The 24,637-nt window shown below is 73.6% G+C and carries 22 protein-coding genes and 1 pseudogene; 8 read left to right on the plus strand and 15 right to left on the minus strand.

Annotation, left to right across the window (positions count from 1 at the left end):
• Nucleotides 1–159 precede the first annotated feature (159 nt).
• Complete coding sequence (locus tag FHX44_RS30265) at nucleotides 160–843, minus strand: MBL fold metallo-hydrolase (protein WP_147258898.1); 684 nt, start codon at nucleotides 841–843, stop codon at nucleotides 160–162.
• A gap of 165 nt (nucleotides 844–1,008) precedes the next feature.
• Here FHX44_RS30265 and FHX44_RS30270 point away from each other — a divergent pair, with 165 nt between their 5' ends.
• The 5 genes and pseudogenes from FHX44_RS30270 to FHX44_RS43455 all read left to right on the plus strand — a co-directional run.
• Complete coding sequence (locus tag FHX44_RS30270) at nucleotides 1,009–2,235, plus strand: ABC transporter substrate-binding protein (protein WP_147258899.1); 1,227 nt, start codon at nucleotides 1,009–1,011, stop codon at nucleotides 2,233–2,235.
• Nucleotides 2,235–3,098, plus strand: a complete 864-nt coding sequence (locus FHX44_RS30275; RefSeq protein WP_147258900.1) for a branched-chain amino acid ABC transporter permease — start codon at nucleotides 2,235–2,237, stop codon at nucleotides 3,096–3,098. Before FHX44_RS30270 ends, FHX44_RS30275 begins: the two co-directional genes overlap by 1 nt.
• Complete coding sequence (locus FHX44_RS30280) at nucleotides 3,095–4,087, plus strand: branched-chain amino acid ABC transporter permease (RefSeq protein ID WP_147258901.1); 993 nt, start codon at nucleotides 3,095–3,097, stop codon at nucleotides 4,085–4,087. Before FHX44_RS30275 ends, FHX44_RS30280 begins: the two co-directional genes overlap by 4 nt.
• A complete protein-coding gene (locus FHX44_RS30285; protein ID WP_212612716.1) occupies nucleotides 4,084–4,842 on the plus strand; it encodes an ABC transporter ATP-binding protein in 759 nt (252 codons plus the stop codon). The genes FHX44_RS30280 and FHX44_RS30285 overlap by 4 nt, the downstream gene beginning before the upstream one ends.
• Nucleotides 4,839–5,336 (plus strand): annotated as a pseudogene (locus FHX44_RS43455) (ABC transporter ATP-binding protein); the annotation flags it as partial. The gene FHX44_RS30285 and the pseudogene FHX44_RS43455, both read left to right, overlap by 4 nt.
• Before the next feature lie 55 nt (nucleotides 5,337–5,391).
• Here FHX44_RS43455 and FHX44_RS43915 read toward each other — a convergent pair.
• Nucleotides 5,392–6,366, minus strand: coding sequence for an EamA family transporter (locus tag FHX44_RS43915; protein ID WP_212612717.1), 975 nt, complete (start codon nucleotides 6,364–6,366; stop codon nucleotides 5,392–5,394).
• 74 nt (nucleotides 6,367–6,440) lie between these two features.
• Here FHX44_RS43915 and FHX44_RS30300 point away from each other — a divergent pair, with 74 nt between their 5' ends.
• Complete coding sequence (locus FHX44_RS30300) at nucleotides 6,441–7,397, plus strand: LysR family transcriptional regulator (protein WP_147258903.1); 957 nt, start codon at nucleotides 6,441–6,443, stop codon at nucleotides 7,395–7,397.
• Here FHX44_RS30300 and FHX44_RS30305 read toward each other — a convergent pair.
• A complete protein-coding gene (locus FHX44_RS30305) occupies nucleotides 7,376–7,798 on the minus strand; it encodes an OsmC family protein (RefSeq protein WP_147258904.1) in 423 nt (140 codons plus the stop codon). The genes FHX44_RS30300 and FHX44_RS30305 overlap by 22 nt on opposite strands.
• A 226-nt stretch (nucleotides 7,799–8,024) precedes the next feature.
• Here FHX44_RS30305 and uvrA point away from each other — a divergent pair, with 226 nt between their 5' ends.
• Entirely contained in the window at nucleotides 8,025–10,937 is a 2,913-nt protein-coding gene (gene uvrA, locus FHX44_RS30310) for an excinuclease ABC subunit UvrA (protein WP_147258905.1), read from the plus strand.
• 215 nt (nucleotides 10,938–11,152) lie between these two features.
• Here uvrA and FHX44_RS30315 read toward each other — a convergent pair whose 3' ends face one another.
• The 8 genes from FHX44_RS30315 to FHX44_RS30350 all read right to left on the minus strand — a co-directional run bounded on the left by FHX44_RS30315 (nucleotide 11,153) and on the right by FHX44_RS30350 (nucleotide 17,709).
• Nucleotides 11,153–11,536: a PPOX class F420-dependent oxidoreductase gene (locus FHX44_RS30315; RefSeq protein ID WP_147258906.1), complete on the minus strand. Its 384-nt coding sequence runs from the start codon at nucleotides 11,534–11,536 to the stop codon at nucleotides 11,153–11,155.
• Nucleotides 11,536–12,651, minus strand: coding sequence for an aldo/keto reductase (locus FHX44_RS30320; protein ID WP_281287926.1), 1,116 nt, complete (start codon nucleotides 12,649–12,651; stop codon nucleotides 11,536–11,538). Before FHX44_RS30320 ends, FHX44_RS30315 begins: the two co-directional genes overlap by 1 nt.
• A 46-nt stretch (nucleotides 12,652–12,697) precedes the next feature.
• Entirely contained in the window at nucleotides 12,698–13,126 is a 429-nt protein-coding gene (locus FHX44_RS30325) for a MerR family transcriptional regulator (protein WP_147258907.1), read from the minus strand.
• Nucleotides 13,127–13,168: 42 nt separating this feature from the next.
• Nucleotides 13,169–14,488: a cytochrome P450 gene (locus FHX44_RS30330; protein WP_147258908.1), complete on the minus strand. Its 1,320-nt coding sequence runs from the start codon at nucleotides 14,486–14,488 to the stop codon at nucleotides 13,169–13,171.
• 12 nt (nucleotides 14,489–14,500) lie between these two features.
• A complete protein-coding gene (locus FHX44_RS30335; protein ID WP_147258909.1) occupies nucleotides 14,501–15,277 on the minus strand; it encodes an ABC transporter permease in 777 nt (258 codons plus the stop codon).
• Complete coding sequence (locus FHX44_RS30340; protein ID WP_147258910.1) at nucleotides 15,274–16,224, minus strand: ATP-binding cassette domain-containing protein; 951 nt, start codon at nucleotides 16,222–16,224, stop codon at nucleotides 15,274–15,276. Before FHX44_RS30340 ends, FHX44_RS30335 begins: the two co-directional genes overlap by 4 nt.
• A 26-nt stretch (nucleotides 16,225–16,250) precedes the next feature.
• Nucleotides 16,251–17,111 carry a DUF4097 family beta strand repeat-containing protein gene (locus FHX44_RS30345; RefSeq protein WP_147258911.1) on the minus strand — a complete coding sequence of 287 codons (861 nt, stop codon included), beginning with the start codon at nucleotides 17,109–17,111 and terminating at the stop codon, nucleotides 16,251–16,253.
• Nucleotides 17,112–17,175: 64 nt separating this feature from the next.
• Nucleotides 17,176–17,709, minus strand: coding sequence for a hypothetical protein (locus FHX44_RS30350; protein ID WP_147258912.1), 534 nt, complete (start codon nucleotides 17,707–17,709; stop codon nucleotides 17,176–17,178).
• Between the two features lie 82 nt (nucleotides 17,710–17,791).
• Between FHX44_RS30350 and FHX44_RS30355 the strand changes: the two genes are divergently transcribed.
• Complete coding sequence (locus FHX44_RS30355; RefSeq protein ID WP_246171014.1) at nucleotides 17,792–20,902, plus strand: AfsR/SARP family transcriptional regulator; 3,111 nt, start codon at nucleotides 17,792–17,794, stop codon at nucleotides 20,900–20,902.
• Here the strand turns inward: FHX44_RS30355 and FHX44_RS30360 are convergent.
• The 4 genes from FHX44_RS30360 to FHX44_RS30375 all read right to left on the minus strand — a co-directional run bounded on the left by FHX44_RS30360 (nucleotide 20,899) and on the right by FHX44_RS30375 (nucleotide 24,607).
• Nucleotides 20,899–21,684, minus strand: a complete 786-nt coding sequence (locus FHX44_RS30360) for an ABC transporter permease (RefSeq protein ID WP_147258914.1) — start codon at nucleotides 21,682–21,684, stop codon at nucleotides 20,899–20,901. The genes FHX44_RS30355 and FHX44_RS30360 overlap by 4 nt on opposite strands.
• On the minus strand, nucleotides 21,681–22,646 hold the full coding sequence (locus FHX44_RS30365; RefSeq protein ID WP_147258915.1) for an ATP-binding cassette domain-containing protein: 966 nt from the start codon (nucleotides 22,644–22,646) through the stop codon (nucleotides 21,681–21,683). The genes FHX44_RS30360 and FHX44_RS30365 overlap by 4 nt, the downstream gene beginning before the upstream one ends.
• A 63-nt stretch (nucleotides 22,647–22,709) precedes the next feature.
• Complete coding sequence (locus FHX44_RS30370; protein WP_147258916.1) at nucleotides 22,710–23,789, minus strand: class I SAM-dependent methyltransferase; 1,080 nt, start codon at nucleotides 23,787–23,789, stop codon at nucleotides 22,710–22,712.
• Complete coding sequence (locus tag FHX44_RS30375) at nucleotides 23,786–24,607, minus strand: GNAT family N-acetyltransferase (protein ID WP_147258917.1); 822 nt, start codon at nucleotides 24,605–24,607, stop codon at nucleotides 23,786–23,788. The genes FHX44_RS30370 and FHX44_RS30375 overlap by 4 nt, the downstream gene beginning before the upstream one ends.
• Nucleotides 24,608–24,637 lie beyond the last annotated feature (30 nt).

Genomic DNA, 24,637 nt, shown 5'->3' on the forward strand with positions numbered 1-24,637 from the left:
CTGAGGAGCACGCGTGTGCTGTCGGAGCGGCCGTGGGGTGGTTCTCGGCCCGATCAACCGGCTGCCGATCGGCTTCGAACCCCACCGTCGCTGCCGCGGTGGCCTGCGGGCGAAACCCGGGACCGCCTGCCCGCGACCGATGCCGCGGGGTTCGTCAGCTCACCAGCCTCGCTCCCGCCACTCTCCGAGGTGCGGTCGCTCGGCTCCGAGGGTCGAGTCGTCGCCGTGGCCGGGGTAGAACCACGTCTCGTCCGGGAGCGGCCCGAAGATCCGCTCCTCCAGGTCGTCCATGAGCTGGACGTGGTCCTCGGTGGTGGCCGTCTTCCCGTGGCCGCCGGGGAAGAGGGAGTCGCCGGTGAACAGGTGCGGGTACCCGCCGGGCGCCGGGTCGCGGTAGACGAGGGCGATAGAGCCGGAGGTGTGGCCGCGCAGGTGCACCACCTCGAGCTCGATCTCGCCGAAGCGGACCGTGTCGCCGTGCTCCACCAGCTCGTCCATCGGGATCGGCAGCTCGGGGGCGTCGAGGGGGTGGGCGATCTGGCGGGTCTGGAACATCCCGGCCACGGCGCCGAGGGCCTGCCAGTGGTCGTGGTGGCGGTGCGTGGTGACCAGGTGGTTCAGCTCGGGGCGGCCGTCGTCGGCACCGACGAGGTCGGCGAGCCGGTCCGGCTCGTTCGCGGCGTCGATCAGCAGCGCCTCGTTCGTGGCGCGGCACACCAGGAGGTAGGCGTTGTTGTCCATCGGGCCCACGGAGATCTTGGTGATGCTGAGGGACTCGAGGTCGCGGCGGATGGCAGCGCCGCCCGGGTCGACATGGCCGGTGTAGCTGTCGAGGACGTCCACCCGCACAGACTAGGACCGTGGCCGGGTGGCGGGACCCGCCCGTCACGATCGGATCGCGTTGGGATGAGCGATTAGCCCGAATCGTTGACAGCAGATCGGTCGCTCGACAACGATCCGTCGACACTCGACCCCGGGCGTGACCAGTTCGACGAGGAGCTGTCTGCGATGGATCCCCACCCACTCACCCGACGACGTCTCCTCGGTCTTTTCGGTGCGGCCGCATCCGTGCCGGTGCTCTCGGCGTGCGGCAGCAGCGTCGGGGGCTCCGACGGCGGGGGCGCCACCGGCGGTGGCGGAGGCACGGTCAAGGTCGGCCTCGTCGTGCCGCAGTCGGGCGTCTACGCCGCGCTCGGCACGGACATGCAGCGCGGGTGGCAGCTCTGGCTGGACCAGAACGGCGGCAAGTTCGGCGATTTCGCCGTGGAGACCGTGGTCGCCGACGAGGGCGAGACCCCGCAGACGGGCGTGCCCGCGGTGCAGAAGGTGCTGCAGAGCGACGGTGTCGACGTGGTCGTCGGCCTGGTCAACTCGGCCACCGCGCTCGGGGTGCGGGACGCCATCACCGAGGCGCGCAAGCTGCTGATCGTCACCAACGCGGGCGCCGAGGACGTCACCGGTGCCCGCCGGACCCCGTACATCTGGCGCACGTCGTTCACCAACGGCCAGATCTCCGCCGCGATGGGCACTCACCTCGCCGAGTCGGGCTTCTCGGAGGGCGTCTACGCGATCGCACCCGACTACGCGGCGGGCAGCGAGGTGATCTCGCACTTCAAGCGGGCGTTCGAGGCCGGCGGCGGGCGCGTGGTCGGCGAGGTGAAGACGCCGTTCGGCACCACATCGGACTACCAGCCGTTCCTCACCGGGATCCAGGACTCCGGGGCGCGGGCCACGTTCTGCTTCTTCTCCGGCTCCGAGGCGATCACGTTCGTGCGCCAGTACGCGCAGTTCGGGCTGGCCGGGTCGATCCCGCTCTACGGCTCGGGCTTCCTCACCGAGGGGAACGTGCTGCCCCAGCAGGGCGACGCCGCCCTGGGCGTGCAGAACACGCTGCACTACAGCGACCAGCTGGACAACCCGGCCAACAAGGCGTTCGTCGACGCCTACACCACGGCCCACGGCGAGGCGCCGAGCTGCTTCTCGATGGCCACCTTCGACGCGGCCAACGTGCTCGACCGGGCGCTGCGCGGCGCCACCGCGCTCGACGGCGACGCCCTCTCCGGCGCGCTCGGCGGCATCGGGACGGTCGACGACAGCCCGCGCGGCCCGTGGACGTTCGAGAACCAGACGCCGCGGCAGAACATCTACCTGCGCAAGGTCGAGAACGTCGGCGGCACGCTGGTGAACGCCGTGGTGCAGGATCTCGGCCCGCAGAGCCAGCCAGCGGCGGTCTGATGCTCGTCTCGGTCCTCAACGGGCTCGCCATCGGGTTCCTGCTGTTCATCCTCGCGGTCGGGTTGTCGATCGTGTTCGGGATGATGGACGTGCTCAACCTCGCCCACGGCGCGCTCTTCCTCGGCGGGGCGTACCTGGGCGCCGCGCTCTCCGGGAGCTGGGGCGGCTTCCTCGCGGCGCTCGGGATCGCCGCGGTGGGCGGGCTCCTCGCCGGGGCGCTGCTGTCGCTGATGACCGGGCCGCTGCGCAGGCGCTCGCACCTGGACCAGGCGCTGCTCACGCTCGGGGTGGCGTTCGTCGTGGCCGAGCTGCTGATCATCGCCTTCGGGGACGACCCGCTGTCGGCGGCGGCCCCGCCCGCGCTGGACGGCTCGGTGACGGTGTTCGGCGCGGTGTACCCGGCCTACCGGCTCGTGCTGATCGGCGTCGGGGCGGTGCTGGCGGTCGCGGTGTACCTGGTGGTCGAGCGCACGCGGGTCGGCGCGCTGGTGCGCGCCACCGTCGCCGATCGGGACATGGTGGCCACGCTCGGCATCGACAACCGCCTCGTCACCACCGCCGTGTTCGCCGTCGGGTCGCTGCTCGCCACCACCGCGGGTGTGCTCGGCGGGCCGATCTACGGCGCCCGGCCGGGCCTCGACGCCACCGTGCTCATCCTGGCGCTCGTGGTCGTCGTGATCGGCGGACTCGGCTCGGTGCGGGGCGCGCTGGTCGGGGCGCTGATCATCGGGCAGGTCGACACGCTCGGCCGGATGCTCCTGCCCGAGCTGGCCTCCTTCGTACTGTTCGCGGCGCTCGCACTGGTGCTGGTGCTGCGGCCGCAGGGCCTGTTCGGCGGGCCGGCGGCGGTGGGCGCCCGGTGACGGCCGTGGAGGCGCCCGCTGTTCCGGGCGGCGCGGCGGCGGTCACCCCGCGGGCGCCGCGGGGCCGGGCCTGGCTCGGTGCGGTGGCCGTCGTCGCCGTGCTCGCGGCGGTGCCGCTGTTCCTCGCGCCGTTCGCCACCACGACGCTCACCCGCATCCTGGTGTTCGCGCTGTTCGCGGTGAGCCTCGACCTGCTCGTCGGCGTGACGGGCCTCCCGTCGCTCGGGCACGCTGCCTACTTCGGCGCGGGCGCCTACGCCGCGGGCTGGGTCTCGATCCACGTCACGGCGGAGGCGCCGGTGCCGCTGCTGGTCGGGGCCGCGGTCGGGGCGGTGGCCGCCGCGCTCACCGGCTGGATCACGGTCCGCAGCGCGGGAGTGTTCTTCCTGATGCTCACGCTCGCCATCGGCGAGGTCGTGCAGCAGCTGGGCAACGCGTGGGACTCGGTCACCGGGGGCGCGAACGGCCTCACCGGGATCCCGTCGGTGCGGGTCGCAGGGGCGCCGCTCGCGAACGCCGGGTTCACCTACTGGTACGTGCTCGCGGTGTTCCTCCTCGGGTTCGCGCTCGTCTGGCTGGTGGCGCGGTCGCCGTTCGGGGCCGCGCTGCGGGGGATCCGGGACAACGAGCCGCGGATGCGCGCGATCGGATACCCGACATCGCTCTACAAGTACGCGGTGTTCGTGCTCGCAGGCGGCGTCGCGGGCCTGGCGGGGTCGCTGCTCGCGGCGCAGGCGCGGTTCGTCGCGCTGCCCGACATGGGCTTCGTGACGGCGGCGTTCGCGCTGCTCGCCGTCGTCATCGGCGGGGCCGGGTCGCTGTGGGGCGCGTGCCTCGGCGCGGCGCTGGTGATCGTCGTCAGGGACGCGCTCGGGCCGAGCCTCGGCGGGCACGGCACGCTGCTGCTCGGTGCGGTGTTCGTGCTGGTCGTCTACGTGCTCCCGCGCGGGGCGGCGGGTATCCGGCTGCGCCGTCGGAGGTCGTCGTGAACGCTCTGCGGTGCACGGGCCTCGGCCGGTCCTTCGGCGCGCTCAAGGCCGTCGACGGGGTCGATCTCGCGGTGGAACCGGGCGCCCGGCACGCGCTGATCGGGCCGAACGGTGCCGGGAAGTCGACCCTGTTCAAGCTGGTCACCGGCACCATGCGGGCGCACGCGGGCACCGTGGAGCTGGCCGGGCGCGACGTCACCCGGCTGTCGGATGTGGCGCGCTGCCGGCTCGGGATGAGCCAGACGATGCAGCACGCGAGCCTGTTCGGGTCGATGACGGCGGCCGAGACCGTCGCGCTTGCGGCGGCCCGGCACGAGGGCGGGCGGATCTCGCCGCTGCCGCGCAGGCGTCCGGCGGTGCGGGCCCGCGCCGAGGAGCTGCTCGCCGAGGTCGGGCTCGCCGACCGCCGCGACGTGCCCGTCCCGGCCCTCTCGCACGGCGAGCGCAAGCAGCTGGAGGTGGCGCTCGCGCTGGCCTGCCGCCCGTCGCTGCTGCTGCTCGACGAGCCTGCGGCCGGCATGTCGCCCGCCGAGAGCGCGCGACTGCTCACGCTGCTGTCCGCGCTGCCCGCGGAGATCACGGTGCTCTTCGTGGAGCACGACCTGGATCTGGTGTTCTCCCTCGCCGACTCCGTCACCGTGCTGCACCTCGGGCGGGTGCTGCTGTCCGGCACGCCCGACGAGGTGCGCGCGAGCGAGGCCGTGCGCGAGGCGTACCTGGGGGCGGGCCGCCGCGAGGAGTTGTTCCTGTCATGAGCGAGCTTGCGAGCGAATCATCAGCGCGGAGTTTCCTCCAGGTCCGCGGGCTCGTCTCCGGTTACGACCGGGGCGTCGTGCTGCACGGCGTCGACCTCGACCTGGCCGCGGGCAGCGTGCTCGGGCTGCTCGGGCGCAACGGGGTCGGCAAGTCGACGCTGATCATGACGCTGGCCGGGCTCGTGCCGCCGAGCGCGGGCTCGGTGCTGCTCGACGGCCGCGAGCTCGCCGGGCAGCGCCCGGACCGGATCGCGCGAGCCGGCGTGGCGCTCGTGCCGCAGGGGCGGCGGGTGTGGGCGACGCTGACGGTGGCCGAGCACCTCGCACTCTCGTCCCGGGGCCGCGGACGTACCTGGACCGTGGACACCGTGCTCGACCTGCTGCCCCGGCTCGCCGAGCGTCGCCGGCACTACGCGGGCCAGCTGTCGGGCGGGGAGCAGCAGATGCTGGCCGTCGCCCGCGCGCTGCTGACCGACCCGCGGCTGGTGCTGCTCGACGAGCCGTCCGAGGGACTCGCGCCGGCGGTGGTCGACAAGATCGGCGAGGTCGTCAGCACCCTGCGCGGCGAGGGGGTTGCGGTGCTGATCGTGGAGCAGGACCTGCACCTGGCGTTCGCCGTGGCCGACGAGATCGCGGTGATGGAGAAGGGCGTGCTCGTGCACCGGGTGCCGACGCCGGAGTTCCGGCGGGATCCGGACACGGCCTACCGGCTGCTCGGCGTGGCGTGAACACAGCGCCCGCGGAGGCCGCCGTGATGCAGCCGACCGCGGCCCACTGCCGCGCGTCCAGCAGTTCGCCGAGCAGCACCAGTCCCGCCAGGGCGCCGACCACCGGTTCCAGGCTCTGCAGCACGCCGACCGTGCGTGGCGGCAGCCTGCGCAGCGCGGCGAGGTCGAGCGAGTAGGGGAGCACCGCCGACAGCACGGCGACGAGCAGCCCGATGGCCAGCGCCCGTGGCTGGACGAGCTCCGTGCCGGACGACGAGATCCCGAACGGGAGCGAGACGGCAGCCGCCCACGTCACGGCGAGGGCGAGCGTGCCCGGCTGCGCGGTGCCCGCACGACGGCTGAGCAGCAGGTACGCGGCCATCGAAGCGCCCGCGCAGAGCGCGAGCAGCACGCCCACGAGCGGCAGGGGGCCGGCACCACGGCCGATCAGGAACACACCCGCAGCGGCGAGCAGCGCCCATCCCGCGTCCACGGGGTGGCGGGAACCGGCGAGCGCCAGCGTGAGCGGGCCGAGGAGCAGCAGCGACATCGCGATGCCGAGCGGGAGGAGCTGCATGGCGGGATAGACGAGGTTCATCCCGGCGATGGCGGTGCCGAACGCGACGACGAGGGCGACCGTCCGGGCGTCGGCAGGCGGCCGCGGGCGCAGGACCACGAGCAGGACGAGCGCCGCGAGCCCGAGCCGCAACGTGACGACGCCTGCGGGTTCGAGCACGCCGAACGCCTGCTTCCCGAACGCCTGCCCGACCTGGACGCTCACCACGCTCGCGAGCACGAGCAGCGGGGCACGGGACATGACTCCACCGTCCGGCCGGAATCGATGAACGTCCAGCTGTAATTTTCTACGTTAATTCATGTAGCATGAGCTGAATGATCGATCTGCGCAGGCTGCACGTCCTGCGGATGCTCGACGAGCACGGCACCGTCACGGCCGCCGCGGCGGCGCTGCACCTCACGCCGTCCGCGGTGTCCCAGCAGATCCGGCTGCTCGGCCGGGACACCGGCGTCGACCTCCTGGAGCGGGTGGGTCGCGGGGTGCGGCTCACGCCGTCCGCGCGGGTACTGCTCGGCCACGCCGACCGGCTCTACGCCGACTGGGAACGCGTGCTCGCCGAGGCGACCGCCGCCCCCGCGGGCGGGGTGCTGCGGCTCTGCGGGTTCCCCACGGCGCTCGCCGCCCTGCTCGCGCCCGCCGCCGCAGCGCTGCGGGACGCACTGGCCGTCGAGGTCACGGAGGCGGGCAATGCCGAGTGCTTCGCGCTGCTGCTCGCGGGTGAGGCCGACATCGCCGTCGTCCTCCCGGCGCCGGAGGCGCCCCCGCGCGACGACCCCCGGTTCGACCAGCAGCCGCTGCTGCAGGACCCGTTCGACCTGGTGGTGCCGGCGGGTCACCCGCTCGCGTCGGCCGCCGAGGTCGATCTCTCCGCGGCCTCCGACGAGCCGTGGATCGGGGCCGACCGGGGCGATGACTCCGCGATCGTGCTGGCCGCGTGCAGCGCCGCAGGCTTCGCCCCGCGCATCGCGCACGGCGCGAAGGAGTGGAACGGGGTCGTCGCCCTCGTCTCGCACGGGTTCGGGGTGTGCCTGATGCCACGGCTCGCGCCGGTCCCGGCGCACCACCGGGTCGTGCGGATACCGCTGCGCCACCCCGCTCCGTCCCGGGCGGTGCTGACGTGCGTGCGCCGCGGGAGCGGTGCGCAGCCGGCGGTCGCGCGCGGGCTGGCCGCCCTCGCGGCGGTGGGTGCGCAGTCACCGCTGCCGCTGGTCGACGGCGAGCACGACGAGGCCGTGCCGCACCGGCACACCTACCGGGCGGCTCCGTCCTGACCCGTCGTCAGCACCGTGCGGATGGTCACCGCGTCGCGCAGCAGGACCGTGACCGGCGTGGTGTCGACCACCCCCGCCAGCTGTTCCTTCAGGTCCCGGCCGACCTCGCTGTCGACCGTGACGCGCCGGTCGAGCATCGGCGGGGTGCTCGGGTGCACGCCAACGTGCACCGTGACGGCGCCGGGATCGATGTGCCAGCGTTGCAGGAACGTGCGCACCGACATGGCCGTGCAGGCCGAGAGGGACGCCGCCAGCAGGCCGAACGGGGTGGCGCCGGGCGGCTCTTCCCCGGTGCCGTCGGGCACGGCGCAGCTCAGCTCGAGCCCGTTGACGCTCAGGTCCGCTGCCTCGCTCTCGGGGGACGGCAGGCGCGCGACGGACCAGACGTTCGGTTCTCCCACCGCATCAGCCTAGAACCCCGCGGGTACTGCTGACGCAGCCCTCTCGGTGCCGGCGCGCCCCCGGTGAGCGGTCGTTCGAACGTGTGTGCGATCCTCGTTCCGGCTGCCCGGCTCCCCGCAGCAGCCGCTCGCCGGGCCGACGCACCGGTTCTGTCGGTGGCCGCGCCTAGCATGGATCGAGGGCCGCCATCGGCCCTCCACCCGCATCTCAGGAGGCTTCCCCACCGTGGCCGACCGTCTGGTAGTACGCGGCGCCCGCGAGCACAACCTCCGCGGCGTCGACCTCGACCTGCCGCGCGACAGCCTCGTGGTGTTCACCGGCCTGTCCGGGTCGGGCAAGTCCAGCCTCGCCTTCGACACCATCTTCGCCGAGGGGCAGCGCCGGTACGTCGAGTCCCTGAGCGCGTACGCGCGGCAGTTCCTCGGCCAGATGGACAAGCCCGACGTCGACTTCATCGAGGGCCTCTCGCCCGCGGTCTCGATCGACCAGAAGTCCACCAACCGCAACCCGCGGTCCACGGTGGGCACCATCACAGAGGTCTACGACTACCTGCGCCTCCTGTACGCGCGCGCGGGCGTGCCGCACTGCCCCGTGTGCGGGCACGTCATCGAGAAGCAGACCCCGCAGCAGATCGTCGACCAGGTCCTCGCCATGGAGGAGGGCAGCCGGTTCCAGGTGCTGGCGCCGGTGGTGCGCACCCGCAAGGGCGAGTTCGTCGACCTGTTCTCCAACCTGCAGGCGCAGGGCTACTCGCGCGTGATGGTCGACGGCACGGTCCACCAGCTCACCGACCCGCCCAAGCTCAAGAAGCAGGAGAAGCACGACATCTCCGTCGTGGTCGACCGGCTCACCGTCAAGGGGTCGGCCAAGCAGCGGCTCACCGACTCGGTGGAGACGGCGCTGCGGCTGGCCGACGGGCTCGTCGTGCTCGACTTCGTCGACCTGCCCGACGACGACCCGCACCGCGAGGTCCGCTTCTCCGAGCGGATGGCCTGCCCCAACGGCCACGCGCTCTCGCTGGACGACCTCGAGCCGCGCACGTTCTCCTTCAACTCGCCCTACGGCGCGTGCCCCGAGTGCACCGGCATCGGCGTCAAGAAGGAGGTCGACCCGGAGCTCGTGGTGCCCGACCCGGAGCGGTCCCTCGCCGAGGGCGCGATCGCGCCGTGGGCGGGCGGGCAGTCGGCGGAGTACTTCGGGCGGCTGCTGGAGGGCCTGTCCCGCGCGGTCGGCTTCCGCATGGACACCCCGTGGCGCAAGCTGGGCGCCGCGGCGCAGAAGGCGGTGCTGCACGGCACCCAGGACCAGGTGCACGTCCGCTACCGCAACCGCTACGGCCGCGAGCGCTCGTACTACGCCAACTACGAGGGCGTCGTCCCGTTCCTGGAGCGGCGGCTCGACCAGACCGACTCCGAGTACGCGCGCGAGAAGTACGAGGGGTACATGCGCGACGTGCCGTGCCCCGCGTGCAAGGGGGCGCGGCTGAAGCCCGAGGTACTGGCCGTCACGCTCAAGCACCGCATCCAGGGCGACCGCTCCATCGCCGAGGTCACGGCGATGTCGGTGGGCGAGTGCTCGGAGTTCCTCGGCGGCATGCAGCTCGACGAGCGTCAGGCGGCGATCGCGGGCCGGGTGCTCAAGGAGGTGCAGGCGCGGCTGGGCTTCCTGCTCGACGTCGGGCTGGACTACCTCTCGCTCGACCGCGCCGCGGGCACGCTGTCCGGTGGCGAGGCCCAGCGCATCCGGCTCGCCACGCAGATCGGCTCCGGCCTCGTCGGCGTCCTGTACGTGCTGGACGAGCCGTCGATCGGGCTGCACCAGCGCGACAACCGGCGGCTCATCGAGACCCTCACCCGGCTGCGCGCCCTCGGCAACACGCTCATCGTCGTCGAGCACGACGAGGACACCATCCGGCACGCCGACTGGGTCGTCGACATCGGCCCGGGCGCGGGGGAGCACGGCGGGCAGATCGTCCACAGCGGCCCGGTCGCGGAGCTGGAGGCGCACGACACCTCGCTCACCGGCGCCTACCTGTCCGGTCGGCGTTCCATCCCGGTCCCCGACATCCGCCGGCCGCGCGACCGCAAGCGCCAGCTCACGGTCGTCGGAGCCCGCGAGCACAACCTGCGGGGCATCGACGTCGACATCCCGCTCGGGTGCCTCGTATCCGTCACCGGCGTGTCGGGCTCTGGCAAGTCCACGTTGGTCAACGACATCCTCGCCACGGTGCTCGCCAACAAGCTCAACGGCGCCCGCCAGGTCCCGGGCCGGCACACGCGCATCACCGGTCTCGACGGGCTCGACAAGCTGGTGCGGGTCGACCAGTCGCCGATCGGGCGCACTCCGCGGTCCAACCCGGCCACCTACACGGGCGTGTGGGACAAGATCCGCACGCTGTTCGCCTCCACGACCGAGGCGAAGGTGCGCGGCTACCAGGCGGGCCGGTTCTCGTTCAACGTCAAGGGCGGCCGCTGCGAGGCGTGCTCCGGCGACGGCACCATCAAGATCGAGATGAACTTCCTGCCGGACGTCTACGTGCCGTGCGAGGTCTGCAAGGGCGCCCGGTACAACCGCGAGACCCTCGAGGTGCACTACAAGGGCAAGACGGTCGCCGACGTCCTCGACATGCCCATCGAGGAGGCGGCCGAGTTCTTCGCGCCGATCACCTCGATCGCCCGCTACCTGCGCACCCTCGTCGACGTCGGGCTCGGGTACGTGCGGCTCGGGCAGCCGGCGCCCACCCTGTCCGGCGGGGAGGCCCAGCGCGTCAAGCTCGCGTCGGAGCTGCAGAAGCGGTCCAACGGCCGCACGATCTACATCCTCGACGAGCCCACCACCGGCCTGCACTTCGAGGACATCCGCAAGCTCCTCGACGTGATCAACGGCCTGGTCGACAAGGGCAACTCGGTGATCGTCATCGAGCACAACCTCGACGTCATCAAGACGTCCGACTGGATCATCGACATGGGCCCGGAGGGCGGCTCGGGTGGTGGCACGGTGATCGCCGAGGGCACCCCGGAGCAGGTGGCCGCCAACCCTGCGAGCTACACCGGTCAGTTCCTGAAAGGGCTGGTCACGCCGGAGGAGGCACCGGCGCCGAGGACCACGCGCCGGAAGAAGGCGACCGCCGCCAGCTGAGTGCCGCTGGGGCCGACCGGGCAGGGTCGGCTCCGGGGACGTCGCCCGGGTGCAGGGATCGGGAGCGGCCGCTGGGCGCATGATCGATTCGATCACCACAGCAGCGCGTGACTCAGAGCTCCGAAGTACTTTCTCGCGATGATCATCACGTGGCGATTCCGACGAACGGCGCCCTCGTCGGATAGGTACCGACGAGGGCGCCGTTCGTCGGATCGCTACTGGTAGCTCACCGCCTCCGGCCGCACCACGATCACCACGCGGTGGGGCGCGTCGCCGGGCGGGCCGTCGAGCTCGAGGCCGTAGCGCTTCGCCAGCTCCGCGAAGAACTCCGCGTCGGGATCGGGCTCGCTCCGCTCCACCGTGCCGCGCACCTCGAGGTAGCGGTACGGCTTGTCCGGGTCGTTCACCGACATCGCGATGCGCGGCTCCGCCGTCACGTTGCGGTACTTCTGGCGGGTCGTCGTGTTGGTGAACCGCAGGTACTCGCCGTCCCAGGAGAACCACATCGGATTGGCCTGCGGGGTCCCGTCCGGGCGGACGGTCGCGAGGTGTCCGAAGAGCGGGCGGGTCAGCAGGTCCTCGTACTCGGCCGGGATCATCAGGCGGCTCCGTCGCCGTGCTCGATTGCCTCCGCTTCGCTCCGCCGGGCGAGCGGGCCTTCGAGGCGCCGTCCTGCTCCTCCGTTGCTCAGTCGCTCGTCCCTCGCTCCCTGCGCGCCTCCCCCGCAGGACAGCGCCGGCCCGCTCGCCGTGTCGCGCTCCACCCAGGTCATGTCCGGGTAGCGCTCGCCCGCGGGCTGCAACGCGTCGAGGCGGGCGAGGTCGTCGGCGGTGAGCGTGACGTCGAGCGCGCCTGCGTTCTCCTCCAGGTACCGGACGCGCTTGGTGCCCGGGATCGGGACGACGTCGTCGCCCTGCGCGAGCAACCAGGCCAGCGCCACCTGGCCCGCGGTCGCCCCGTGCGCCTCGGCGATCTCCCGCACCGCGCTGACCAGGGCCAGGTTGCGGTCGAGGTTCTCGCCCTGGAAGCGGGGGAGGGTGCGGCGGAAGTCGTCAGGGGCGAACGTGCCGGTGAGGGTGCCGGTGAGCAGGCCGCGGCCGAGCGGGCTGTAGGGCACCACGCCGATGCCGAACTCCCGGCAGGCCGGGAGCACGGCGCGCTCGATGTCGCGGCTGAACACCGACCACTCCGTCTGCACCGCTGCGATCGGGTGCACCGCGACGGCCCGGCGGATGGTGTCGGCCGAGCCCTCGGACAGACCGAGGTGGCCGACGAGCCCGTCCGCCACGAGTTCGGCCATCGCGCCGACGGTGTCCTCGATCGGCACGGTGGGGTCGGGCCGGTGCAGGTAGTACAGGTCGATGTGGTCGACGCCGAGCCGGCGCAGCGACGCCTCGCAGGCCTGCCGGACGTACTCCGGCCGTCCGTCGACGCCGGCCGGGCGGCCGTCCTCGCCGGCGATGATGCCGAACTTGGTGGCGAGCACGACCTCCTCGCGGCGGTCGGCCAGCACCTCGGCGAGCAGTTCCTCGTTGGCGCCGCGGCCGTACAGGTCCGCGGTGTCGAGGAAGGTGACGCCGAGGTCCAGCGCCCGGTGCAGGGTGGCGAGCGACTCGTCCCGGTCCGTCGGGCCGTACGCGGTGCTCATGCCCATGCAGCCGAGGCCGAGCGCGCTCACGGACAGGGGGCCGAGGGCACGGGTGGGTAGGGACACAGATGTCTCCTGGGGTGAAGGGTGATCCGAGAAGCCGAGCGGTGGGTCAGGGCTGAGCGTGCCCGCCGTAGGCGGCGATCTTGAACTCGATCGTGTCGAGGGCGAACGTGAGCTCCTGGATCTGCGCGCGGACCGCCTCGCGGTGGGCGAGCATCATCTCCAGCCGCTCCGGCACGCTGGCCTCGCCCTCGGCGACGAGGGCGATGTAGCGCTGCAGGTCGCGGATGGACATCCCCGTCATCCGCAGCCGGTTGAGGAACACCACGCGGGCGTAGTCACCGGCGTTGTAGATCCGGTGCCCGGTGGCGTCGCGCGCGACCGTCAGCAGCCCGATCCGCTCGTAGTACCGCAACGTGTGGGCGGAGACACCGGTGCGTTCGGCCATCTCGGCGATCGTCAGCGTCGCGTCCGGAGCCGGAACCGCCGCGTCCTGCCTCTGCAGGCGGTCCAGTGCGGCGTCCACCGATGCGGTCATGTCCACGACGCTAGGCCTTCGAGCGCGCTCTAACGCAAGCCTCTACCAGGCGACCGGGAGGTGGTGCACGCCATAGATCGTGGAGTGGGTGCGCAGCGGCACGTCGGCGGGGTCGCAGTCGAGCCGCAGCGTCGGGAACCGGCTGAGGAGCGCGGGGAAGGCCACCCGCATCTCCACGCGGGCCAGCTGCTGGCCGAGGCACTGGTGGATCCCGTGGCCCAGCGTCAGGTGGCCGGTGGCCCGCCTGCGCAGGTCGAGGGTGTCGGGGTCCGGGTACTGCGCGGGGTCGCGGTTGGCGGCCTGCACGGCCAGCGTGACGCTCTCGCCCGCCCGGATCAGCTGCCCCTCCACCTCGACGTCCTCGAGCGCGGCGCGGATGTTGGTGTGGGTGATCGTCAGGAAGCGCAGCAGCTCCTCCACCGCCGTATCGATGGCTTCGGCTCCGCTCCGGCGGGCTTGCGGGCCCTCGAGGCGCCGTCCTGCTCCTCCGGTGCTCGGTCGCTCGTTCCTCGCTCCCTGCGCGCCTCCCCCGCAGGACGACGCCGGTCCGCAAGCGTCGGCGATCGCGGGGGCGGAGCGCAACGCGGCGAGCTGGTCCGGGTGGCGCAGCAGCGCGAACGTGCCGAGGCCGAGCATGTTCGCCGTGGTGTCGAGGCCCGCCCCGAGCAGGAAGGCGCCGGTGCCGGCGAGCTCGTCGTCGGTGAGGTCGCTCTCGCACAGCGCGCTGAGGATGTCCTCGCCGGGGTCGGCGCGCTTGGCCCGCACCAGACCGAGCAGGTACTCGTGGAGCGCCGTCCAGGCGTCGGCCATCGCCTCCGGTTCGCTCATGCCGGTCAGCGTGTACACGTGGCGCTGGAAGGTCTCGCGGTCGGCGTACGGCACGCCGAGCAGCTCGCAGATCACCAGCGCGGGGACCGGCGCCGCGAACGCGGTCACGAGGTCGACCGGCGGGCCCTGCCGCTCCATGGCATCGAGCTGGGCCGCGGTGATCTCCTCGACCCGCTCGGTGAGCGCGCGCATCCGGCGCACGGTGAAGTAGCCGACGAGCAGGCGCCGCAGGCGCGTGTGCTCGGGCGGGTCGATCCCCGTGAGGTCGCCGACCGGGGCAGGCGGCAGTTGCGGCGGCGCGCCCTCGATCGGGAGGTGCATGAGCTCGTACCGGCTGCTGAAGCGGCGATCCCCGAGCAGGGTGCGCACGACCTGGTACCCGGTGGCCAGCCAGCCGTCGTGGCCGTCGGGGTAGGTCATCCGGACCAGCGGGTGCCGGTCGCGGATCTCGGCCAGCTCGGCGGGCGGGTCGAACGGCCGGTCCGGGTGGCGGACGGTGGGCAGGGTGGTGACGCGAGGGGCGAGCGAGGTCATGGCGGTCCCCCATCAGGCACGGTTGTAGAGGTGGATCGCCCAGAGGTAGCTGGCCAGGGCGATGGCGGCGCTCCAGAGGAACGCGGCGACGGCGTCGGCGACCGGCGTGCCCATGAGCAGGCCGCGCACGGTCTCGATCACCGGGGTGAACGGCTGGTACTCGGCGAACCAGCGGAGCACGACCGGCATGGAGTCGGTCGGGACGAACCCGCTGCCGAGGAAGGGCAGCAGCATCAGCGGCATGGGCGTGTTGCTCGCGGTCTCGACGCTGCCCGCGCTCATGCCGAGCGCGACGCCGAGCCAGATCAGCGCGAAGGCGAAGGCGGCGATCGTCCCGAGCGCGGCGAGCCACCCGCCGACGCCCGCGGCCGGACGGAACCCGACGAGGACCGCGACGCAGGCCACGACGGCGACCGACAGCATCGTCTGGACCATGCTGCCCAGCACGTGCCCCGTCAGCACGGACGGCCGGAAGATCGCCATCGTGCGGAACCGGGCGACGATGCCCTCGGTCATGTCCATCGCCACCGACACGGACGTGCCGCTCACGGCGGTGCCCACGGTCATCAGCAGGATCCCGGGGGCGACGTAGGTGGCGTAGTCGCCGCGGCCTCCGCCGAGCCCGGCGCCGAGCGTGCCGCCGAGGACGTACACGAACAGGAGCAGGAAGATCACCGGCATCCCGACGAGCATCAGCGTCATCGAGGGGTAGCGCTGCATGTGCCGCAGCTGGCGGCGCAGCATGGTCGAACAGTCCCGGACGGGGTGAGCGGCGAGGGCGGTGGTCATCGGGAGGTCGCCTCCTCGAGCGTCGGGCGGCCGGTGAGGGCGAGGAACACGTCGTCGAGGTCGGGGGTGTGCACGGACAGCCGGTCGGCCTCGACCTCGAGGCGGTCCAGCTGGTCGAGCAGGTCGCGGATCTCGTAGGCGGTGCCGCCGCTGGCCACCTGCAGCGCCAGCGCGGCGTCGTCCCGGACGGCGCCGGTGAGCACCCGGACCGCCGCGTCGTACCCGGCGGCGTCGGGGAAGGTCAGCCGGACGTGCCCGCCGGGCACGAGGCTCTTCAGCTCGTCGGCCGTGCCGGCCGCGACGATCCGGCCGTGGTCGAGCACCGCGATGCGGTCGGCCAGCTGGTCGGCCTCCTCCAGGTACTGGGTGGTGAGCAGCACCGTGACGCCGGTGGCGGCGAGCTCGCGGATCATCTGCCAGAGCGCGCGCCTGCTGCGGGGGTCGAGCCCGGTGGTCGGCTCGTCGAGGAAGAGCACCCGGGGGCGGCCCACGAGACCCATCGCCAGGTCGAGGCGCCTCCGCATGCCGCCGGAGCAGGTGGCGGCGGGCTTGCCGGCGGCGTCGGCCAGGTCGAAGCGTTCGAGCAGGTCGCGGGCCCGGCGACGGCCCTCGGCCCGGGGCAGGTGGTGCAGGTCGGCCATCAGGACGAGGTTCTCCTCGCCGGTGAGCAGGCCGTCCACGGCGGAGAACTGGCCGGTCACGCCGATCGCCGCGCGCACCGCGTCGGGGTCGCGGGCCGGATCGTGGCCTGCGACGCGGACGCTCCCGCCGTCCGCGGCGATGAGCGTCGAGAGGATGTTGACGGCGGTGGTCTTGCCGGCGCCGTTCGGCCCGAGCAGGGCGAAGATCGAGCCGGCCGGGATCTCGAGGTCGAGGCCGTCGAGCACGATCTTGCGGCCGTACGCCTTGCGCAGGCCGCGCACGATGATAGCCGCCGGGGCGGGCATGTCTGCGTCCTTGATCTCCGGGCTCCTCATCGGGCGGCGGGGGACTCGGGGCGCCGGACGACGATGTCTCCGTGGGAGGTGCGGGTGCTGACGGTGGCGACCTCGTCGGACTCCCCGGGGCCGCTGGCCGCATCGAGGGTGTTGCGGACCCGGCCGAACTTCGTGTGCACGTCCAGCCGCGCGGCCGTACCAGGGCGGATGCCGATCTCGATGTGGCCGTTGGCGGTCTTGAGCGAGATGTCGCCGCGAACGATCTCGTCGACGCGGATGCCGCCGTTGGAGGTGGTGGCCGTGACGGCCGCCTGCACCGTGTCGATGGTGATGTCGCCGTTCGCGGACCGGCAGGTGAGGTCGCCCTCGACCCGGCCGACCTGGGTGGCGCCGTTCAGGTTCTTGATCGTCGTGGTGCCGCCGACCTCGTCGATGCGCACGGCGCCCGCGGACTTGATCTCGGCGGTTCCGCCGATCCGGTGCACGATGACCCGGCTGTTCGTGGCCAGCTTCGCGGGACCCGTGCGGTCGAGGGTGAGGTCGCCCATCGACGTGGCGAAGTCACAGCGTCCGAGTTCACCCGTGGTGTGCAGGTCGGCGATCCAGGCCTCGCCGTGTACCGCGGAGCCCGTGGGCAGCTCGATCTCGATGTCGAGTGCCCCGGCCGTCCGGGACGGGCCGAGCACGCGCCACGGCTGCGGAGCACGGATCTCCAGGTGGCCGTCGGCGAACTCGGTGCGGGTCCGCTCCGCGAGCTCGACGTCCTTGGCGTTGGACGGATCGCGCGGTCCGATCGTCACGACGGTGTCGGTGCGCTCGCTCGCCCGCAGCCGGATGTCGGCGAGCGTGAGCGTGAGCGTGACGGTGATCGGTTCCGGGGTGGCGAATGTGGGCATGGCAAAGCCCTCCCTCGTAGGAGTGATGGATGTGGAGGGGCCCCGGAGCGCGGGGCCGGAGCTGCTAGCGGACCCAGCCGGTGAGGCTGTCGCCGCCGAGCGCGGTGCGGCGCGTGGCCGGCGGCGCGCCGCGGGTGTCGGACGAGAGCGCGGCCGTGGCCGCGCGCACCAGCCACGCGTTCACCGACAGACGCTCGCGGCCCGCGGCCTCCTCGACGCGCGACTTGAGCGTGTCGGGCAGCCGCAGGTTGATCCGCGTCATGGGGCCGTCTTCGAGGTCGGGCGGTGCGACGCCGCCGGCGCCACCCCCCATCGCGCCGGCGGCGTCCTGGTCGGTGGGCACGACGTCGTCCGCCGGGGGCAGGGTGACGGCGAACCCGGGCTCCCGCCCGCGGAGCCGCATCTCGACGGACCCGGGCGCCAGCTCCTGGGTGATCTCGTCGGCGGCCTCGGACAGGGCTTCCAGCAGCACCAGCCGGACGGCCGACTCCAGGGGCGCGGTGAGTCGCTCGGCGAGCGCCCGGGCGTCCTCACCGCCCGCGCCTGCGGCGACCCCGAGCTCGTAGCGCAGCCGCTCCACGTGTGGCGTCAGGTCCATGCGTGCCACTGTGGCACCACGATGGTGCCAAGTCAAGCGAGGGTGGTGCCAAGCGTGGTGCCGGAGCAGACTTGCCCTCGTGATGATCGGGCTGCTCGGCGTCGTCGAGGCGCGGCGGGACGGTGCCGCCGTCCCGCTCGGCGGCCTGCGCGTGCGCGGGCTGCTGGCCCGGCTCGCGCTCGACGCCGGGCATGCGGTCCCGGTGTCGACCCTCATCGACGACCTGTGGGGCGATGCGCTGCCGGGCAGCGCCGCCAACGCGCTGCAGGCGCTGGTGTCCCGGCTGCGCCGCGCCGTCGGGACGGACCTGGTCGCCACCGCGGCCGGCGGCTACCGCCTCGCGCTGCCGGCGGACGCGGTGGACACCACGCGGTTCGGCGAGCTGGTGGCCGCCGCGAGCGGGGCGGGCGATCCGGGTGCCGGCCACGCGCTGCTCGGGCAGGCGCTCGGGTGCTGGCGCGGTCCCGCCCTCGCCGACGTGCGGGAGCTGCCGTTCGCCGAGCCCGCGGCACACCGGCTGGCCGAGCGGCGGGCGGCGGCGGTGGAGGAGCGGGCCCGGCTCGCGCTGCTGCTCGGCGAGCCGTCCACGGAGATCGACGCGCTCACCGCCCAGCTCGACGCCGCCCCGCTGCGCGAGACCACCGCCGCGCTGCTCGCCCGGGTGCTGCACGCTTGCGGTCGCCAGGCCGACGCGCTCGCGGTGCTGGATCGCACCCGCCGCCGCCTCGTCGAGGACCTGGGCGTCGACCCGGGCGCGGAGCTCGAGGAGGCCCGGCTCGCCGTGCTGCGCGGGGCCGCGGCCCCGGTGCGTCGGGCGGTGCCGCCCCCGGTCCCGGCGCTGACCAGCTTCGTCGGGCGCGACCGCGACGTGGGACGGGTTCGTGAGCTGCTCGCCACCGCCCGGCTCGTCACGCTCACCGGGCCCGGTGGTGCCGGCAAGACGCGGCTGGCGCGCGAGGCGATCGCCGGCAGGGCCGACGGAAGAGCCGGCGAATCGCGGGTGGCCGAGCTCGCCGCGCTGACCGATGCCCACCAGCTCCCGGCCGCGGTGCTCGCCGCCGTCGGCGAGCCGGAGCTCGTGGTCCGCTCCGGCGAGGCCCCCGAGCCCGATACGAACGCGCGGCTCGTCGCGGCGCTGAGCGGGCGCAGGATCGTGCTCGTGCTCGACAACTGCGAGCACCTGGTCGACGCCGTTGCGGCCCTCGCCGAGTCGCTCCTGCTCGCCTGCCCCGGACTGCGCGTGCTGGCCACCAGCCGGGAGCCGCTCGGCATCGCGGGCGAGGTGCTGCACCCCGTCGACGCGCTCGCCCTCGCCGACGCGATGCGCCTGTTCGCCGACCGCGCTGCCGCGGTGCGTCCCGGTTTCGCCCTCACCCCGGACGTGACGCAGGCCGTGGCCGAGATCTGCCGCCGGCTCGACGGACAGCCGCTGCCGATCGAGCTGGCCGCGGCACGGCTGCGCACGCTGTCCCCCGCGGAGATCGCCGCTCGCCTCGACGACCGGTTCCGGCTGCTCACCTCCGGCGCGCGCACCGCCCTTCCGCGGCACCAGACGCTGCGAGCCGTGGTCGACTGGAGCTGGGACCTGCTGGCCGAACCGGAACGGGCGGTTGCGCGCCGGCTCGCGGCGTTCGCCGGGGGCGCCACGGCCGAGGCCGCGGAGCGGGTCTGCGCCGGCCCACCCGTCACCGGGGATGTGTTCGAGCTGCTCGCATCGCTGGTCGACAAGTCCATCGTGGTCGCCGTCCCGCAACCGGACGGTGTGCCGACCCGCTACCGGATGCTGGAGACGATCCGGGAGTACGCGGGCGAACGTCTCGACGAGGCGGGGGAGCGCCGCGCCGCCGAGGCCGCGCATCTCGGGGTGCTGCTCGAGCTCGTCGAGGCCGCCGAGCCGCACCTGCGCGGTGCTGATCAGCTCCCGTGGCTCGCCCGGTTGCGCGCCGAGGCCGAGGAGATCGACGTCGCGCTGCGGCGGGCGGTCGCGGCGGGGGACGCGGCGAGCGCGCACCGGTTGGTGGCGGGCATGGCGTGGTCGTGGATCATCCGCGGCCTGTTCGAGGACGTGGCGCGCTGGCTCGGCGCCGTGGTGGCGATGGAGGGGCCCGCGCCGGCGGCCGCGCGCGCCGTGAACTGGGCGTACGAGGCGCTCCAGTGCGCCATCCGGGGCGACGGCAGCGGGGAGCTGGAGGCGGTCACGGCCGCGGTGGCGCTTGCCGACGAGCTGCCCCGTCCACCCCACCCGACGCTCCAGCTGACGTGGCCGATCCACACGCTCTTCGTCGACGCCGACGACGGGCCGATCCGTCGGCTGGCGGCCGAGGCGGAGGACCCGTGGGTGCGCGCCTTCGCCTTCAACACGCTGGCCCTCGCCGCGGAGAACAACGGCGAGCTCGACGAGCAGCGGCAGCTGCTGCGGGCGGCCCACGAAGCGTTCCGGGCCACCGGCGACCGCTTCGGCCTGGGCATGGTGGTGCACTCGCTCGGCGAGCTGGAGGACATCGCGGGGGACTACGCGGCCGCGGCGGGCGCCTACGACGAGTCGATCGCGCTCGCCACCGAGCTGGGCAACACCGACGACCTGCCGTTGTTCGCGAGCAACCGCGCCATGCTGGACGCGCGCCGCGGTGACCTCGGGGCGGCCCGCTCCCGGCTTCGCCAGGCGCTGGACCTGCAGGCGTCCTGGCTCGGCAACGACGGGGCGCTGCTGATCTCGCTCGCGCACGTCGAGCGGATGGCCGGGGATCTCGACCGGGCGCGCCACCACCTCGCGGCCGCGGCGGCGACCGACGGAGTCGACCGTCCCCACCGTCGGACGAGCCTGGGCCTCGCGAGCGCCGCCGTCGAGGTGGCCGCGGGCGACCTCGCGGCCGCCAGGGCGTGCCTCGCGGAGGCCGTCACGGCATCGGTGGAGACGCGGGACGGCCCGGTGATCGCGCGCGTCGCCGAGGTGGCCGCGACACTCGCCCTGGCGGAGGGCGATCCCGCGGCGGCCGGCCTGCTGCTCGGGGTCGCCGCCGCGCAGCGCGGATCGGTCGACGTCGGCAACCCGGAGGTGCAGGTCGCGTACGACCGCGTCCGCGCCGCACTCGGCCGGGAGGCGGACGAGGCGGTGCGCGGTGGCCTGGAACTGCCTCGCCACGAGGGCTGCGCCGCCCTCGTCGCGTACGCCGGTGAGTCGGCCGCACGCTAGGTCCGGCGCTGGTAGAGCGCCACCGCGAGCGGCGCGAAGATCCCGACCATCACGGCGGACGCCACCAGCGCCGCCGTCGCGGGACCCGCCACCGGCCCGCCGGTGAGCAGCCCGCGCACGGCGTCGGAGAGCTTCGACACGGGGTTGACCTCGACGAACCCCCGCAGCCACCACGGCATCGTCGCCGCCGGGACGAAGACGTTGCTGCCGAAGGTGATCGGCAGCATGATCAGCGCGCTGAGCCCCTGCACCGACCTCGGCTGGGTGACCACCATGGCGAGCGCGGTGAACACCCAGCACAGCGCGAACGCGAACGCGGTGACCAGCCCGAGCGCGGCGAGCACGGCGAGCGGGTTCGTCCCGAACCGGAACCCGAGGACCACGCCGAGCACCAGCATGATCAGCCCGGAGGTGAGGTACCGGACGAGATCGGCCCCGATCGCCCCGACCAGCGGGGCCGACCGCCCGATGGGCAGGCTGCGGAACCGGTCGAAGATCCCGGTGTTGAGGTCGTCGGCGAGCGCCACCCCGGTACCGGCCGACGCGAAGACGAACGTCTGCACGAGCACGCCGGGGAGGGCGAACTGCAGGTACGTCTGCGGGTCCCCGGAGATGGCGCCGCCGAAGACGTAGACGAACAGCAGCAGGAAGATCACCGGCTGCAGGGTGACGTCGAGCAGCGCCTCCGGCGAGTGGACCGTCTTGACGATGCCGCGCCAGGCGAGCGTGGCGCTGTGTCGCAGGGTTGCCGGGAGGGCGGGTGCCGTGATGGCGGTCGTCATGCCGCGACCTCCTGTTCGATCTCGGAGCTCGTGGCGCTCCCGGTCAGGGTCAGGAAGACGTCGTCGAGGCTCGGCAGCCGCAGCCCCAGCTCGGCGATCGCGATGCCGGCCTCGTCGAGCCGCAGGCCGAGCCGGTGCAGCAGCCCCGGCCCGCCGCCCGGGACGATCAGCTCGCCCACGGAGTCGGTGCTCGCCGCGGCGCCCGGAGCCGTCTCGGCGACGAGGCCAGCGACGCGGGGGAGGTCCTCGCGGTACAGCGGTCGCACGTGCAGCCGCTGCCCGCCGACCTCCGCCTTGAGCGTGGCCGGGGTGCCCGCGGCGATCACCCGGCCGCGGTCGAGCACGACGAGGTCGTCGGCCAGCTGGTCGGCCTCCTCGAGGTACTGGGTGGTGAGCAGCACCGTGACACCGTCGGCGACGAGCGCGCGTACCGCGTCCCACACCTCGCCGCGGTGGCGGGGGTCGAGGCCGGTGGTCGGCTCGTCGAGGAACAGCACTTCCGGGTGGCCGACGAGGCTGACCGCGAGGTCGAGCCTGCGCCGCATGCCGCCCGAGTACGTGCGCACCAGCCGCCCCGCGGCCTCGGTTAGCCCGAACCGCTCGATCAGGCCCGCCGCCCTGGCCCGCGCCGCACGGCGTGGCATGTCGAGCAGGCGGGCGACGAGCACGAGGTTGTCGGTGCCGGACAGCGCGTCGTCGACGGCTGCGTACTGCCCGGTGAGCCCGATCCGCCTGCGGACGGCCGGGGCGTCCCGCACGACGTCGTGCCCGAGGATGCGGGCGCGGCCGCCGTCGGGGCGCAGGAGCGTGGTGAGGACGCGCACCGACGTGGTCTTGCCCGAGCCGTTCGGGCCGAGCAGGCCGAGCACGGTGCCGCGCCGGGCGGCGAAGTCGACGCCCGCGAGCGCCGTCGTCCCCGTGAAGTTCTTGACCAGGCCCTCGGCCTGGATGACACAGTCCATGGCCGGAAGGCTGCGGGCCGGCGCTGACAGCGCGGCGATATTCCGCTGACAGCGCCGGCGCACTCAGCCGAGGCGGTAGAAGCGGAAGAACATGTCGTCCACCGGCAGTACCTCGATGTCGGCGAAACCGGCGTCGCGGGCGTAGCGGCGCAGGGTGTCCGGCCGCATCACCGTGCCGGTGCCGACGGACCCGGGGTGCGCGAGCCCGTCCGGCAGGCAGCAGGTGATGCTCCAGCCGTACATCAGCTGCTCGACCTCGTCGCCCGGCGCGGTGAACGTCTCCGCCACCCGCTCGTCGACGACGAGCACGACGCCATCGGGTGCGGCGATCCGGCGCATCGTCGCGAGCACCGGGACGGGGTCGGACATGTCGTGGACGCACTCGAACGCGGCCACCAGGTCGAAGCGCCCCTCTGCGGTGGCGGCGTCCGCGCAGTGGAACCGCACCCGGTCGGAGACTCCGGCCTCGACCGCGTTCTGCCGGGCGACGTCGATGGACGGACCGTCGACGTCGTAACCGTCGACGGTCACGCCCGGGTGGGCGAGCGCGATGCCGATCGACGACCAGCCGTACCCGCAGCCGACGTCGGCGACCCGCCCGCCGCGCTCCAGCACGGCGCGGATCTCCGGGATGGACGGCAGGTACTCCCGCGGCAGCGCCCCGAGGAACAGAGGGCGGTTCGCCGCGCCCTGGCCCTCGCGGACGTCCGCCCCGAGCTGTGACCAGGACACCCCGCCGCCCGAGCGGTAGGCACCCACGAGCGCGTCCAGGTGCAGGCCCGCCCCGCCCACGAACCGGGCCAGCGGCAGGACGTGGTTCGGGCTCAGCACGTCGGTGAGCACCTCGGCGTGGCCGGCCGGGAGCCGGAAACGCCGCTCGGCCGGTGCGGCGGCCGGGTCGTCGACGGTGAGCACTCCGGCCACGGCCTGGTGCTCCAGCCACTCGCGGGCGTAGCGCTCCGCGGTGCCGGTGCGCGCCGCCAGCTCGGGCGGGGTCGAGGGCTCGGCAGCGAGGACGCGGTAGTAGCCGAGGCGGTCGCCCAGGTAGGCGGCCTGGACGAGCTGGGCGCCGAGCACGGCATCGAAGATCCGCTCGCCGAACTCCTCGGCGGTCGTGGTGGGCGAGGTGTCGGTGATGGTCATGACTGCTCCTCATCGCATCGGGGGTGGAACCACAGGCTGAACCGGACGATCGGGAGGAACCCGATCGCTTCGGCCAGGGGACGGCTGAGGTCGGAGAAGATCCCGGCGTGCCACAGGTCGGGCCGTGCCCGCAGCCGGGTGCGGGCATGCCGCGCCCAGTGCCCGTGGCCCCGCGCGGCCGGGAGGGTGGCGCCGAACGCGAGACTCGCCAGCCCGTGCTCGACGAAGTGCGCCGAAACCGACACCGGGTTCCCCCCGTCGTCGTGCGAGACCCGGAACGCCAGCCGCTCGTCGGCGAGCAGTGCCGGGCCGAGCAGTGCCGGGCCGCCGTCCGGCGCGGGTAGCGGGTAGGCCTCGACGGCGACGTCCGCCCACAGCGCCAGCTCCGGGGCGGTGCGGACGACGTGTGGCTCGGGCGCGGGCGGCGGGACCGGTGCCAGGTCTGCGGGCGGGCGTAGCAGGACCGGCGGGTGGCCCATCAGCGACCAGCCCCGCCCACGCAGGTCGGGCGTGGGCCAGAGGCTCCACAGCATCAGGTTGCCGCTGCCGCGGGTCAGGTACGGGTCGAGCTCGTCGAGCAGCGCATCCCAGTCCCGCGGCGGGGCGAGCAGGACGACGGCGTTGAAGAAGCCGGTCTCATGGCCGTGGTCGGCCACGATGAACCGGTCGGTACGCGCGACGATCCCGCCCGCGGCCGCTGCGAAGGCCGCGTTTTGCTCGGCCCAGTGGTGTACGAACGTCCGGCACAACGAGTCGGCGTGCGGTGTCGCCTGCTCCCAGCCGTCGGTCAGGTGCTCCGGTGCGGGCGTGGTGGTCATGACGGCGACGTTAGGAACGCCGTCTGTCGG

The sequence above is a fragment of the Pseudonocardia hierapolitana genome (genome assembly GCF_007994075.1).
GTDB classification, from domain to species: Bacteria; Actinomycetota; Actinomycetes; order Mycobacteriales; family Pseudonocardiaceae; genus Pseudonocardia; species Pseudonocardia hierapolitana.

Coding starts and splice junctions, on each gene's coding strand:
- FHX44_RS30365 (WP_147258915.1), bottom strand. CDS start 22,646: ATGGACTGTGTCATCCAGGCCGAGGGCCTGGTCAAGAACTTCACGGGG.
- FHX44_RS30330 (WP_147258908.1), bottom strand. CDS start 14,488: ATGACCTCGCTCGCCCCTCGCGTCACCACCCTGCCCACCGTCCGCCAC.
- FHX44_RS43915 (WP_212612717.1), bottom strand. CDS start 6,366: ATGTCCCGTGCCCCGCTGCTCGTGCTCGCGAGCGTGGTGAGCGTCCAG.
- FHX44_RS30270 (WP_147258899.1), top strand. CDS start 1,009: ATGGATCCCCACCCACTCACCCGACGACGTCTCCTCGGTCTTTTCGGT.
- FHX44_RS30345 (WP_147258911.1), bottom strand. CDS start 17,111: ATGCCCACATTCGCCACCCCGGAACCGATCACCGTCACGCTCACGCTC.
- FHX44_RS30375 (WP_147258917.1), bottom strand. CDS start 24,607: ATGACCACCACGCCCGCACCGGAGCACCTGACCGACGGCTGGGAGCAG.
- FHX44_RS30335 (WP_147258909.1), bottom strand. CDS start 15,277: ATGACCACCGCCCTCGCCGCTCACCCCGTCCGGGACTGTTCGACCATG.
- FHX44_RS30340 (WP_147258910.1), bottom strand. CDS start 16,224: ATGCCCGCCCCGGCGGCTATCATCGTGCGCGGCCTGCGCAAGGCGTAC.
- FHX44_RS30325 (WP_147258907.1), bottom strand. CDS start 13,126: ATGACCGCATCGGTGGACGCCGCACTGGACCGCCTGCAGAGGCAGGAC.
- FHX44_RS30275 (WP_147258900.1), top strand. CDS start 2,235: ATGCTCGTCTCGGTCCTCAACGGGCTCGCCATCGGGTTCCTGCTGTTC.
- FHX44_RS30355 (WP_246171014.1), top strand. CDS start 17,792: ATGATCGGGCTGCTCGGCGTCGTCGAGGCGCGGCGGGACGGTGCCGCC.
- FHX44_RS30300 (WP_147258903.1), top strand. CDS start 6,441: ATGATCGATCTGCGCAGGCTGCACGTCCTGCGGATGCTCGACGAGCAC.
- FHX44_RS30350 (WP_147258912.1), bottom strand. CDS start 17,709: ATGGACCTGACGCCACACGTGGAGCGGCTGCGCTACGAGCTCGGGGTC.
- FHX44_RS30370 (WP_147258916.1), bottom strand. CDS start 23,789: ATGACCATCACCGACACCTCGCCCACCACGACCGCCGAGGAGTTCGGC.
- FHX44_RS30360 (WP_147258914.1), bottom strand. CDS start 21,684: ATGACGACCGCCATCACGGCACCCGCCCTCCCGGCAACCCTGCGACAC.
- FHX44_RS30315 (WP_147258906.1), bottom strand. CDS start 11,536: ATGATCCCGGCCGAGTACGAGGACCTGCTGACCCGCCCGCTCTTCGGA.